This is a genomic window from Stenotrophomonas sp. YJH_SMC_69, from assembly GCF_059370495.1.
Map to the genome: position 1 here is coordinate 184802 of NZ_JCAFTS010000007.1, position 13076 is coordinate 197877.

12 protein-coding genes are annotated in these 13076 nt (G+C 67.3%); 1 reads left to right on the forward strand and 11 read right to left on the reverse strand.

Annotated features, from left to right (window positions below; translation table 11 throughout):
- Window positions 1-82: 82 nt before the first annotated feature.
- From AC5P8F_RS14110 to AC5P8F_RS14145, 8 genes are all read right to left on the reverse strand, one after another.
- A complete protein-coding gene (locus AC5P8F_RS14110; RefSeq protein WP_005409616.1) occupies window positions 83-355 on the reverse strand; it encodes a hypothetical protein in 273 nt (90 codons plus the stop codon).
- A gap of 252 nt (window positions 356-607) precedes the next feature.
- The gene (fusA, locus tag AC5P8F_RS14115) at window positions 608-2644 is read right to left on the reverse strand and encodes an elongation factor G (RefSeq protein ID WP_049439864.1); all 2037 of its coding nucleotides are present in this window, start codon (window positions 2642-2644) and stop codon (window positions 608-610) included.
- Window positions 2645-3085: 441 nt separating this feature from the next.
- Window positions 3086-3835, reverse strand: a complete 750-nt coding sequence (locus AC5P8F_RS14120; protein WP_478409641.1) for a hypothetical protein — start codon at window positions 3833-3835, stop codon at window positions 3086-3088.
- Window positions 3836-3898: 63 nt separating this feature from the next.
- Window positions 3899-4660 carry a heme ABC transporter ATP-binding protein gene (locus tag AC5P8F_RS14125; protein WP_495228414.1) on the reverse strand — a complete coding sequence of 254 codons (762 nt, stop codon included), beginning with the start codon at window positions 4658-4660 and terminating at the stop codon, window positions 3899-3901.
- Window positions 4657-5700: a FecCD family ABC transporter permease gene (locus tag AC5P8F_RS14130; protein ID WP_329890262.1), complete on the reverse strand. Its 1044-nt coding sequence runs from the start codon at window positions 5698-5700 to the stop codon at window positions 4657-4659. The genes AC5P8F_RS14125 and AC5P8F_RS14130 overlap by 4 nt, the downstream gene beginning before the upstream one ends.
- Window positions 5697-6743 (reverse strand): heme/hemin ABC transporter substrate-binding protein, encoded by a 1047-nt coding sequence (locus AC5P8F_RS14135; protein WP_014647095.1) that lies wholly within the window; start codon window positions 6741-6743, stop codon window positions 5697-5699. Before AC5P8F_RS14135 ends, AC5P8F_RS14130 begins: the two co-directional genes overlap by 4 nt.
- 51 nt (window positions 6744-6794) lie before the next feature.
- On the reverse strand, window positions 6795-8171 hold the full coding sequence (locus AC5P8F_RS14140) for a YncE family protein (RefSeq protein WP_262225156.1): 1377 nt from the start codon (window positions 8169-8171) through the stop codon (window positions 6795-6797).
- A 122-nt stretch (window positions 8172-8293) separates the two neighbouring features.
- On the reverse strand, window positions 8294-9322 hold the full coding sequence (locus AC5P8F_RS14145; RefSeq protein ID WP_032961047.1) for an alpha/beta hydrolase: 1029 nt from the start codon (window positions 9320-9322) through the stop codon (window positions 8294-8296).
- A gap of 281 nt (window positions 9323-9603) precedes the next feature.
- On the opposite strand from AC5P8F_RS14145, the gene AC5P8F_RS14150 reads away from it, so the two are divergent.
- On the forward strand, window positions 9604-9978 hold the full coding sequence (locus AC5P8F_RS14150) for a hypothetical protein (protein ID WP_014647092.1): 375 nt from the start codon (window positions 9604-9606) through the stop codon (window positions 9976-9978).
- A 74-nt stretch (window positions 9979-10052) separates the two neighbouring features.
- On the opposite strand, the gene AC5P8F_RS14155 is transcribed toward AC5P8F_RS14150, so the two are convergent.
- The 3 genes from AC5P8F_RS14155 to lolA form a co-directional block, all read right to left on the reverse strand.
- Window positions 10053-10424: a DUF805 domain-containing protein gene (locus tag AC5P8F_RS14155; protein ID WP_014647091.1), complete on the reverse strand. Its 372-nt coding sequence runs from the start codon at window positions 10422-10424 to the stop codon at window positions 10053-10055.
- A gap of 189 nt (window positions 10425-10613) precedes the next feature.
- Window positions 10614-11891 carry a replication-associated recombination protein A gene (locus tag AC5P8F_RS14160; protein WP_329767776.1) on the reverse strand — a complete coding sequence of 426 codons (1278 nt, stop codon included), beginning with the start codon at window positions 11889-11891 and terminating at the stop codon, window positions 10614-10616.
- 490 nt (window positions 11892-12381) lie between these two features.
- A complete protein-coding gene (gene lolA, locus AC5P8F_RS14165) occupies window positions 12382-13020 on the reverse strand; it encodes an outer membrane lipoprotein periplasmic chaperone LolA (RefSeq protein WP_005413289.1) in 639 nt (212 codons plus the stop codon).
- Between the last annotated feature and the right edge of the window lie 56 nt (window positions 13021-13076).

Consider the following 13076-nt stretch of genomic DNA (forward strand, 5'->3'; position numbering starts at 1 on the left):
GCCATCCCGGGCACGCCAGCGGGAACAACCTGAATCCCGCATTATCAACAAGCTCGATGACAACGGCCACCCCGCCAGCGAACTATTTCAGCTGCAGGGGGTAGCGCTGCCAGAGCACGTGGACCAGGAACCCGGCCAGTTCGGTGTCGCGCGCGCTCACCGCTGCACGGATCTTGTCCAGCAGCACCATGTCGCTGCAGGAGCGCACATCGGCGTGGTTGGCCTGCCCTGCCCGGCGCGCACGATAGCGTGCGGCCCGCTGCGCATCGCTCATCGCATACCCGAACTTGGGCGGACGACCGCGCTTGCGCGGCAGGGTCAGCTCCAGGGTTCCGGGGTCTTTGTCATCACGCATGAGAGGGGTGCGGGCGGCGGCGAGCAACGGGGGGTGCGCAATTTATCGTGAGGCATCACTTTAATCCAGCTTTTTCTGCAGTTTTGTTGCATCGCAATGCAAAAAAACGCATCGCGAGGGCCCCATCCACGCATGGCGTGGATCTAGTGCAGAGCTCGCGACCCGATCACCCGGTAGATCCACGCCATGCATGGATGCGGAAACCCGAACCCACAAAAAAGGGAGCCCGCGAACGGGCTCCCCTCACCTTCTTCATGCAGCGCGCACCGGCTCGTAGCCATGCAGGTGCGCCTCGCTGCTGGCCCGCCCCTGGCTGAGCGAACGCAGCGAGGTGGTATAGCCCACCAGCTGCGCCAGCGGTGCGAAGCCACTGACCTCGGCGCGACCATCCTGATCGTCGATGCGGGCAATGCGACCATGGCGGCGGTTGAGGTCGCCGACCACATCACCCACCGACGCTGACGGCGAATGCACCGTCACCGCCATCACCGGCTCCAGCAGCTGCGTGCCGCCTTCGGCCAGCGCCGCCTTGATCGCCTCGGCGCCTGCGCGATGGAACGCCATCTCCGAGGAGTCCTTGGCATGGGTCTGGCCATCGACAAGACTGACCTCGATGCCGACCACCGGATGGCCCTGGGGGCCTTCCGACAGCGCAGCACGCACACCTTTCTCCACCGCCGCGATGAAGCTGCGCGGCACCACGCCACCGACGATGCGGTCGTTGAATACGACCTGGTCGTCCTCGCGCGGCGATACATCCAGCACCACGTGCGCGAACTGGCCCTGGCCGCCGGTCTGCTTGACCAGCCGCCCGACGACGCCGGTCATCGCACGCATCGGCGTCTCCTGGTAGGCCACGCGCGGCGCACCTACGCCTACGTCGACCTTCCATTCGCTGCGCAGGCGCTCGACCATCACCTCCAGGTGCAGTTCGCCCATGCCCCAGACCAGGGTCTCCGCCGTGTCGCGATCGGTTTCGACGCGGAACGAGGGATCTTCCTGGGCCAGGCTGGCCAAACCCTGTGCCATCCGGATCAGGTCGGCCGCACGCGCCGGCTCCAACCGCCACGCCAGCACCGGTGCCTGTGCCTGGATGTTCTCCAGGCGCAGCGGCTGCGCACGACCGCTCAGCGTTTCACCACTGACCGCATCCTTCCAGCCCAGCACTGCAACGATGTCACCGGCCACGGCCTGTTCGATGTCGTGGGTCTGGTCGGCCTGCACCCGCACCAGGCGACTGACACGCCGCCCCTGCGGATGCTGCGAACTGGCCACCGCATCACCCACCTTCAAGGTGCCCGAGTACAGCCGCACGAAGCTCAACGCGCCGTGCTGCTGGTGGGTGATCTTGAACAGCAGGCCGGCCAGCGGACCGTCCGGGTCCGGCGGCAGCACGACCTCGCCCTCATCGCTTTCGGCGCTGACGGCAGGGCGATCCAGCGGCGACGGCAGGTAATCGACCACGGCGTCCAGCAGCGTCTCGATACCCTTGTCCTTGAACGCAGCACCGGCCAGCACGGGCACGCCCGCACCCGCCAGCGTCGCCCGGCGGATCGCCGCGCGCAGCTGCCCGGCGTCGATCACGCGACCTTCCAGCCAGGCATCGGCCAGTTGCTCATCGTGATCGGCCACGGCCTCGACCAGCGCATCGCGCTGGGCTTGCCACTGGGCCCGCGTCGCTTGCTCCCACGGGGTCACCGTGGTTGCGGCACCATCCTGCCACTGCAGCACGCGCTCATCGACCAGATCGACCCAGCCGTTGAAGCCACTTTCGCTGCCCAACGGCACGCCCAGCGCCCACGGCCGCGCCCGCAGCTTGTCCCGCAGCTGCTCCAGTACGCGCTCGAACGAAGCGCCGACGCGGTCCATCTTGTTGACGAAAGCGATCAGCGGCACGCGGTGGCGACGCGCCTGGCGCCACACGGTTTCGGACTGCGGCTGCACGCCATCCACGGCCGAGAACACGGCCACGGCGCCGTCGAGCACGCGCAGTGAACGCTCGACCTCGATGGCGAAGTCGATGTGGCCAGGGGTGTCGATCAGGGTCAGCCGATGCGGCGGCAGGTCGCGCGGCGCCCACTGCGCCTGCACGGCGGCAGCGCCGATGGTGATGCCGCGTTCGCGTTCGATCGCCGAGAAATCGGTGGTCGCGTTGCCGTCGTGCACTTCACCGACGCGGTGGATCTCGCCGCTTTTCCACAGCAGGCGTTCGGTCAGCGTGGTCTTGCCGGCGTCGATGTGGGCAATGATGCCAAGGTTGCGACGACGGGAAAGGACTTGGGTGTTCATATAGAGATTCCTGCAAAGCCAACTTCAGGGGCCGCGCCCCCCGGTTGGCGGCAGGGTGCGCGGCTAGCGTTCGGTCTCGGCGATCTGGTGCATGGCACGTTCTCCTTTGCGGTACTGGGTAGCGTCGGCTGGGTAGCGTCGACTGTCAGTCGACTCACAAGAAACAGAAACGAAAAGAGCGCCCGGGGGGCGCTCTGTCGAAGGTCCAGCGATGGCCGCTTCAACGGCCTCGTGGGGCTCCAGGCAGACACGCCCGTTCCGCGTTGGCGCGGGTCAGGGTGAAAAACTTCAGGAGCGGCATCCGGTTCATGGGGCGCATTCTAGACCTGCCAATCTGGCGCGCAAGTGAATATTGCAAACATAAATGGAACGATGAGGCCGACAATGATCGGGGTCAGATCCCTTTGACCCTGGGCAAAGGGATCTGCCTCCTCTCAGCCCTTACTTGCAGCCGTGCAGCGTGCGCGCCTCGGCCACGGTCGCCGCCTGGTCATCCCCCATCGAAATCCACCCCTTCAGCGACGTCGCCGGGTCAATGTGCGGCAGCTGCGGGCCACCATGGATCAGCACCTCGGTCCAGCTCCCCACCGGCGCCAGTTCGGACAGGCGTGCCGCCTGGTCATCCTCGGTGCTGAACGTGTCGTCCGGGCTCGCCGGGGGCGTCGTGTTCACGGTCTCGGTCTTGCGGGAATGCACACGCAGCGCGCCGCCCGGCATGCGCTGGGTGGTGACGTCGTAGCGCTCGATACCGTACGCCCAATGGCTTTCACCAATGCTGCGGGTCTCGCTTCCGTCATCCGCCACAGCCACCATCTCGCCCGCCGGCCCGACCACGCCCGCGACAGCACCCAGGCCGGACATCAGCGCCTGGTAGACGATCATCTGCCGCTGCTCGGTGCTCAACGCACCGGCCTTGAGCTTGGCAGGGGGAATCTGCAGGTATGCCGCCTCCTTGCAAAGCACCAGCACCTGCTGGTCATCCCAACTCACGGACATTTCCTCGCTGGCGAAGTACTGCGTCCGGATGGACGCAACAGGAGAACCCGCGCCAGCGGAATGCCGTATCTCGATCAGCGAGGCATTCTCCGCCGCATCGGTCAGCGAAACCGGAGAGGTTGAAGCCGCAGTCGCAGCGCCTGCGAAGCCAACCAACACGGCCAGCAGCGTGCCGCGCGAAATGCTACAGATCATTGCATCAGTCCATTGAGGGAATACCGGTCAGACATGATACGCGGCGACGGCAGCAGATCCGGACTACGTCACCACCACCAACGGCACCCCGCGCCGCGGATGCTCCAGCACCACCACATCCTGCTGATAGACCCGCTGCAGGTTGTCTTCGGTGAGCACCTGCAGCGGCGTGCCATCGGCGGCCACCCTGCCCTGTTCCAGCAACACGATGCGGTCGGCATAGCCGGCGGCCAGGTTCAGATCGTGCAGCACCACGATCACGCACGCACCGGCTTCGGCACAGGCACGCACACTGCGCAACGTACGCTCCTGGTGGCGCAGATCCAGCGCCGCGGTCGGTTCATCAAGCAACAGCAGCGGCGTGTCCTGCGCCAGCACGCGCGCGAACGTGGTCCGGGCGGACTCGCCACCGGACAGCTGCTGCACTTCGCGCAGGCGTAGCGCCTGCAGTTCGGCGGCATCGATGGCAGCTTCCACCTGTGCATCGTCCACACGCGGATCCGGCGGATGCGGCAACCGTCCCATCGCCACCACTTCCTCCACGCTGAAGGCGAAGCGCACGCCATGCTCCTGCGGCATCACCGCGCGCTCGCGTGCCAGCGGCCCGGCCTTGTAGCTGGCCAACGGCTTGCCCAGCAGGCTCACCTCGCCCGCATCGGCGCGCAGGTCACCGGCCGCCACCGCCAGCAACGTAGACTTGCCCGCGCCGTTCGGGCCAACCAGCGCGGTCACCGTGCCCGGCTCGAACGCCAGCGAGATGCCATGCAGGATCTCGCGCTGCTGGCGGCGCACCACCACCTCGTGCAGCTTCAGCAGCACGTTCATGGCGCCGCCTTGCGGCGCTGCTGCAGCACCAGCCAGAGGAAGAACGGCGCACCCAGCGCGGCCGAGAACAGGCCCAGCGGAATCTCCGCAGGTGGATCGAGCGTGCGTGCGGCGGTGTCGGCCACCACGATCAGCAGCGCACCGAGCAGCCCGGACAACGGCAGCAGCCAGCGATGACCCGGGCCGACCAGCAGTCGCGCCACGTGCGGCACCACCAGGCCGACGAAGCTGATCGAGCCCGCGAACGCCACCGCTGCGCCCACCAGCAGCGCACTGAACGCGACCAGGCGACGCCGCGTACGGGTCACGTCCAGCCCCAGGTGCTGCGCCTGGCGCTCACCCAGCGCCAGCATGTCCAGCGGCGTGGCCAGTCGCTGCAGCGCAAACACGCCGAGCGCAAACAGCGGCACCACCGCGACCACGTCGGCCCAGTTGGCGCGCGCCAGCGAGCCCATCTGCCAGAACACCAGCGACTGCAGCTCGCTTTCGCTGGCGATGTAAGTAAGGAAACCAATCAGCGCCGAGCAGAACGCGGCCATCGCGATGCCGACCAGCAGCAGCGTGGCATTCCCACTGCCTTTGCCGGGCCGGGCCAGCGCATAGGTCAGGCCGATCGCCAGCGCGCCGCCGACGAAGGCTGCCACCGGCACCAGCCAGCCGGCCGCACCGGCAGCGCCGAGAACAATGGCAGCCACCGCACCCAGCGCAGCACCCTGGCTGACACCGACGATGCCGGGGTCGGCCAGCGGATTGCCAAACAGGCCCTGCAGGCTGGCACCGGCCATCGCCAGCGACGCACCGACCATCGCGCCCAACAGGGCGCGCGGAATGCGCAGCTGCCAGACCACGGCCAGATCACGGCTGCTGACTGCCCCTGGGTCAAGCAGGCCCAGCTTCACCGCAAGCGCCTGCATCACCTCCAGCGGCGGCAACCGCAACGGACCCACGGCGAACGACGCCAGCACTGCCCCCAGCAGCGCCAGCAACGCCACCATCAACATCGTCCGCCCGCGACGGCGGCGCCGATCCGCCGGACTCATGCCTTCGGCAAGGCTGCCAGGGCCTTGGCCAGCGCCAGCGCGCCCGCACCAGAACCCACGCTGGTGTACTTCAGCTGCACATCCGGCATCACCCAGACCCGATTGGCCTGCCCGGCCGGCGTCTGCTTCAGCGTCGGGTACGCCTTCCACAGGCCTTCGGCACCGCCGAACAGCCGCAGGTCATGCTCGGTCACCAGGATCACCTCCGGTGCCGCGGCGACCACCCCCTCGTTGCTCAGCTGCGAGTAGTTCTTCACCCCGGCCTCGGTGCCGATGTTGATGCCGCCGGCCAGCGCGATCAGCTGCGCTGACGCGCTGTCGGCACCGGCAACAGTGGGCGAGCCGCCAGCGCCGGTGGCCGATACGTGGATCAGTCGTGGCGCATGGCCCAGGCCCTTGCCAATCGCTGCAGCCTCGTCGAGCTGGCGCTGCACCTGCGTGGCCAATGTTTGCCCCGCTTCGGCCAGCCCTAGTGCGGCGGCGACCTTGCGCACCTTGTCCGGGGCCGGCTGCAGATCATCGATGACCACCGCCGGCTCACCGACTTCGCGCAGCTTTTTGGCCAGCTCGGTGTGGCGGCGCAGGCTGTTGCCGAGGAACAGCGAGCCCTGCAGGCTCAGCACGCCCTCCACGCCGGTGGTGCGGTTGAACAGGAACTGGTGCGGCGCGGCCAGGCCGGCCTGGGTGGTGGTGTTGGTCGGCGCGGCGAATACCTGCGTGCCCAGCCCCAGTGCTTCGATCACCGCGATGACGTCGTCGCCACCGGCAATGATCCGGCTGGTATCGGTCACCTCGATATCGGCGCCGTCATCGGAATGCACCTTGGCCGGCAGCACCGCCTTCTGGTCATGCACGGCCGGCAGCTCGGCACCGGCCACGCGCTGCCAGCCTGCCGGCAACGCGGTTTCGGCAGCGGCCGGTGCGGCGGGCGGCTCGGCGGCCTTCTGGCCATCAGGCGGTGTCGACGCGCCGCCACAGGCGGCCAGTACCAGCGAAACAGCCAACGGAAGCGCACACAGGCGCAGACGGGACGCGATGTTCATGCTCGTTCTCCTTGCTGGCAGGGCGGCGCGCACGCCGCCCCACCGTGTGACTTACTGCTTCGGGGTGATGCGGGTGATGCGGTCACCCTTCGGGTCCTCAGCGCCGCGCGACTTGTTCACCGCGAACACGTTGCCCTTGCCATCGGCGCGGACGTGGTTCGGCAGCGTGCCGCCATCAAGATTGGCGACCACCTTGCCGTCACCATTCACCACGGTGACCGTGCCAGCGCCACGGTTGCTGACATAGGCCAGGCCGGAGGCATCATCGAAGGCGACGTTCAGCGCACCGGCGCCGACCGGCACGTCATGCAGCACCTTGCCGGCAGCCACGTCGACGATCAGCAGGTTGTCGGTGCCCTGCGAGGCGACGTAAAGGCGGTTGCGTGCCGCATCGAAGGCCACGCCCGAGGCACTGATCGAATTGCCCAGATCGATGACCTTCTCGACCTTGCCGCTGGCCACATCGATCACCGCCGCTTCCGGGGTGCCGATGCTGACGGTGAACAGCTTGCCGCCCTTCTCGTCCAGTACCAGGCTCATCGGGGTGAACGTGCCGTCGTCCACGCCGGATTCCAGCGTCACTGCCGGCAGCTCCTTGAAGGTCCTGGCGTCGAACACCGACAGGTGGTCCTCGCCCGTGGCCGAGGCGAACACCTTGCCGCGGGTGCCATCGACCACCACGTCGCGCGCGTGCGGCACAGTGTCGGCCGGGAACTGGTGGACCAGCGACAGGTCCTTCTGCCGGTAGACCGCGATCGAGTTCTGGCGGGTGTTGGTCACCCAGACATTGCCGTTGGTGTCATCCACGCCCACGCCGTAGACCGCGTACACCGCACCATTGGTGCTGCCCGGCACCTGCGCCGGGGTGATCGCCCTGGTCACCTTCAGCGACGTCGGGTCCAGCTTCAGCAGCTGCGACTGGGTCACCGGCGGGCGACCCACCGCCGAGGTCACGAACACTGCGTTGCTGGCGGCACTGTAGGCGGACTGGTACAGGCCCGGCACCAGCTTGCTGGACCGGGTGGCGAACTGCGCCTGGCCGGACAGCGGCAACTGCGGCGACACGCGCAGCTTCAGCACCGTGGCCGCAGCCGGCTGGCTGGCGCGCACCACCACCGGGTGGGTGCCCGGCACCGCGTTGGCCGGAATGCTCAGCTGGGTCTTGAAGTTGCCATCGGCATCGACCACCACCGGCTGTGCGTTGAGCACGCTGTCGCCACGCAGCAGGCTGACCTTCTGGCCCGGCACGAAACCACGGCCGACCACGTCGGCGGTGCTGCCGGGAACCACGTTCTCACCGCGTGAGACGACCTCACCCTTGAAGGTGGCGTTGGCCGGCTGGTCGAACACCGGCTGCGCGGTGGCGGTCACTGCCAGCAGCAGGCCGGCAGCGAGAGAGGTAAGACGGAGAGACGGACGGAACGACATGGCAGGCTCCTTGCACACGTAGGCCGCGCCACGTGGCGCGGGGGTCATCGGTTGCCTGGGCCGCTGCACGTCGGCAGCCTCGCCTGGGTAGTGGGGTCGCACGGCAGCGCGTGCGAAGGGATTCATTCGGCGGCGTTGTCACCGCCATTGGGCGCGCCATCGCCGGCGCTGCGATCGGTCACGCCGTACAGCTCATGCAGCGCCGCATGGAAGGACGCCGGCAGCATCGGGCCGTGGCCAAGGCCGGGGAACTCGCGGTACTGCACGCTCAGGCCCGGCACCTTGCCCAAGCGCTCGGACAGCTGCATCGCCGCATCCGGGGTGGCGCCACCGATGCGGCGCAGGTGCGCGACCACGCGCGGATTGTTCATGTCGCGCTTGCCGCGATCACCGACACGCTCGGCACCGCCCAGCATCAGCCAGAGCCTTGCCGGTTGGCCGTGCACGTTCTGCACGAACTGTTGTTCCGGATCCCCCAGCGCCGCACCCTGGCTCCACCACAGCGACGGGCTGGCGGCCAGATAGGACTGGAAGGCGGCCGGACGCGTGTACAGCGCATTGAGCACGAACAATCCACCCAGTGAGTGGCCCCACAGCGCTTGCTGCTGCGTGTCGATGCGTGCGCGACGCTCGACTTCCGGCTTGATGCGGCGTTCGATCACATCCAGGAATGCCGCAGCACCACCGCCGACCGCCTGGGTCGTACCGCTCTCATCGTCGGCACGGTCGATCCATGCGGTGTAGTCGCGGGTGCGCGCCTTGGAATCGATGCGCAGGTCGTTGTCGTAGCCGATCAGCACCAGCACCGGTGGCGCCTTGCGCGCGGCCAGCTCGGCCAGTAACGGCTGATCCAGGACCATGGCGACGGCGTTGCCGTCCAGCGCGTACAGCACCGGAGAGGGCACCTTGCCGGCCTTGGCCGGGATCGCCAGGTTCACCCGCCAACGGCGCTGCTGGTCCGGGCTGTCCACCACGAAATGCTCGAAGCGATAGCTGGCCGCCGGCTCGTCGAGCACGGTGCGGCCGATCTTCTGCAGCGGGTTGCGCTGCTGTGCATGGGCATATGGGGTGACCAGGAGCAGACCCATCATCAAGGCGGCCAAGCCGCGGGCCAGCGGACCACGGCGCGAAGGCGGAACAAAGTGCTTCATCAGCGGCGGCAGAAGCGGCCCAGGGCCGCCGGTTCACAAGGGACCGCAGTCTACCTTAAACGCGAATGATTATCACATCGATCAAACGTCACGCTGTGTATCACGCGCGCGCATGCCCGGGTTGCGCAAGGGGCAGCAATTCCCCTATTTTGCCGCCCATCGGGGCATTGGATCGCCCCGCTTCCAGCGCAGCCATGGATGGCGGGCACTTGCCGCCATCCGGGTCGCGTTCATCTGCACACAACCGCCATGGGATTGGATCCCATGATTGTGAGACTCCCTTGAAGCACACCACCCTGATCGCCCTCTCCCTCGGCCTGCTTGCGCCGCTGGCCGCCCATGCCGCACAGGACCTGCCAACGCTCTACCAGGCCTTTGAAGAAGCCGGCAATTCGTCACTGGGCATGGACCAACTCAACCAGACGGTGACATTCACTGCCGTAGCCCTGAGCGTTTCCAGCAACCTGGCGGGCGAGCCGCTGATCGAGGCCGGCGACGACCAGGGCAATGTCCTGGCCCGGCTGACCAGCGACGACGAACAGCAGGCGGCCAAGCTGGGCGCACTGGAAGAAGGCGCGACGTTCACCGCCAGCTGCACGCTGCAGTTCAGTTCCGGCACGGACTACCTGTCCTTCGGCGACTGCACCATCAAGTAAAGACGAAGCCGGCGAAATGCCGGCTTCTTTTCTTTGCCTCTTGTGGAGTCGAGCCATGCCCGACTCGCGAAATGTCACGGCCCCGAAGGCACCGGACCATAAGCATTTTCCTGCGGCGTGCCCGGCAGCAGCGCGAATACGAAGATCACCAGGCCGCCGAACGGAACGAAGGCCAGCAGGTACATCCAGCCCGACTGGTTGCAGTCGTGCAGGCGGCGCACGGTGACGGCGATGACCGGCACGAACGTGGCCAGCCAGAACACGACAAACAGGATGATCGACGCGATGCCCAGGACGTCGGACTGCATCACCAGCCCGGCAACGAGCGGCACCATCAGGACGGCGGAGACGATCAGCATGAACAGCTGGAACATCCAGTACTCACGACGGTTGGCACGCCCCTCGAACTGGGCGTAGCGCTTCAACGGCAGAATCATTTCCTGCACGGCATCAATCCTTGAAAAAGTGGCCGCGCAGTGTGCCAAAGACCGCCGCCGGGAACACTGTGGAGCCGAGCCATGCTCGGCTGCCATTGGCCCTGTAGAGCCGAGCCCATGCTCGGCTGCCGTTGCCGCAGGCGCTGCTGGCCCGGTCCAGAGCGGAGTCGAGCGCGGCTCGACGCTACATAAATCGGGTCAGCGACCCTTTGCCGCCCTCGCCGCTTCGCGCTCGGCACGCAGCCGGTCCAGCTTTTCCTTCAGCTTGATTTCCAGGCCGCGCGGCACCGGGTTGTAGTACACCCGTTCGCCCATCGCATCCGGGAAACCCGTCTGGTCCAGCGCGATGCCACCCTCGGCGTCATGGTCGTACTGGTACTCGGCGCCGTAGCCGAGCTCCTTCATCAGCTTGGTCGGTGCATTGCGCAGGTGCAGCGGCACTTCTTCGGTACCACTCTCGCGCACGTCGGCCTTGGCCTGGTTGAAGGCGGCATAGCCGGCGTTCGACTTGGCGGTGCTGGCCAGGTAGAGCACCAGCTGGGCGAACGCCAGCTCGCCTTCCGGGCTGCCCAGCCGCTCGTAGATGTCCCAGGCTTCCAGCGCCATGCTCTGCGCGCGCGGATCGGCCAGGCCGATATCCTCGATGGCCATGCGGGTCAACCGGCGCGCCAGGTAGGACGGGTCGCAGCCACCATCGAGCATGCGGGTCAGCCAGTACAGCGCGGCATCCGGGTTGGAGCTGCGTACCGACTTGTGCAGCGCCGAGATCTGGTCGTAGAACTGCTCGCCACCCTTGTCGAAGCGACGGGTACGGTCGGCCAGCACCTGGGCCAGGGTCTGCGGGGTGATGCGTCCCCCCTCCCCGCCCGCCAGTTCCGCGGCGATCTCCAACAGGGTCAGCGCACGGCGCACGTCGCCATCGGCGGCGGTGGCGATTTCCAGCAGCAGTTCGGGGGCGACCTCGATACCCTCTTCGCCCAGGCCGCGCTCGCGATCACCCAGCGCACGTTCCAGCGCCTCGACGATGTCGGTGGGCGAAACGCCTTCCAGGACATGCACGCGGCAACGCGACAGCAATGCGGAATTCAACTCGAACGACGGATTCTCGGTGGTGGCACCGACGAACAGGATCGTGCCGCGCTCGATGTGCGGCAGGAAGGCGTCCTGCTGCGCCTTGTTGAAGCGATGCACCTCATCCACGAACAGCACGGTGCGCCGGCCCTCCGCGAAGCGTTGCGCGGCTTCGGCCAGCACCTGGCGCACCTCCGGCAGCCCGGACAGCACGGCAGAGATGGCACGGAATTCCGCATCGGCGTACTCGGCCAGCAGCAGCGCCAGCGTGGTCTTGCCGCAGCCCGGCGGCCCCCACAGGATCATTGAATGCACGCGACCGGATTCAACCGCGCGACGCAGCGCGCTGTCCGGCGCCAGCAGGCGCTTCTGCCCAACCATTTCGTCGAGAGTGCGCGGCCGCATGCGCTCGGCCAGCGGGCGCAGGTGTTCCCGATCGACGCTCAGCAGATCGGGACCAGGGAAGGAAGTTGAACGATGTCTTGCCACCCGGTCATTGTACCGCGCCGCCCAACGGTAGCGCCGGGCCGTGCCCGGCGGCGGGACGCGATGTCTGGTAGTGCCGGCCGCTGGCCGGCAGATCCCAAGCGTGCCAACCAACGGTTGACACCCACCAAGGCGGTCCCGGTTGAAACCCACCAGAGCAGAAAGCGCCGGGCCATGCCGGCGATCAGGCCGCACGGGTGGTAGTGCCGGCCGCTGGCCGGCAGATCAAGAGCGTGTCAACCAAGGTTGACACCCACCATGACGGTGCCGGTTGACACCCGCCAGAGCAGACAGCACCGAACCCTGCCCGGCAGATCAGGCCACAGGATCGGTAGTGCCGGCCGCTGGCCGGCAGATCAAAGGCATGTCAACCAAGGTTGACACCCACCAAGGCGCCTCCGCCCACAGGTCAATTACCGATGACGTCGGTGCCCTTCGGCGGGGTGAAGCTGAAGGTACCGGCGGCAAAGCCCGGGTTGCGCTTCCAGCCGCTGAAGCTGATCACGGTGCGCTGGCCGACGGCGTCGGTGATTTCCATCTTGGCCAGGCCTTGGGCATTGAAGCCCAGCGCGGCATACTGGAAGCTGGCTTCGGTCTCGCGCTTCGGCGACAGCGACAGCCACTGCAGGCCATCGCGCTGCGCGGCCTCTTCGCTGACGTCGTACTGCTGCTCCAGCAGCGCCGGGTTGATCAGCGCGGTCAGCGGGCTGTTCTGCTCTTCCTTGCCCTGCTCGCGCACGGTGGCCTGTTCCAGGTCCGGCTCATACATCCAGACCTTCTTGCCGTCGGCCACGATCAACTGCTCGTGCGGGCGCACGTATTCCCAGCGGAACAGGCGCGGCGCCGACAGGGCCACGCGGCCACTGGTCGATTCCTTCACCTTGCCGCGGCTGTCGAACACCTGCTGGCTGAACTGGCCATCCAGGCCCTTCAGGCCACTGGTGAAGGTCTTCAGGTCATCGCGGGCGCCTGCCCAGGCGCTGCCGGCGGCGGCGCAGGCCACGGCCAGGGTGGTGGTGGCAAGGAAACGACGGAAGCGGAAGTTCATGCGGGAATCCTGTGGGCGCGGGCGCCAGGAAAGGTGGTTGCCAGTGTGCCCGGGGA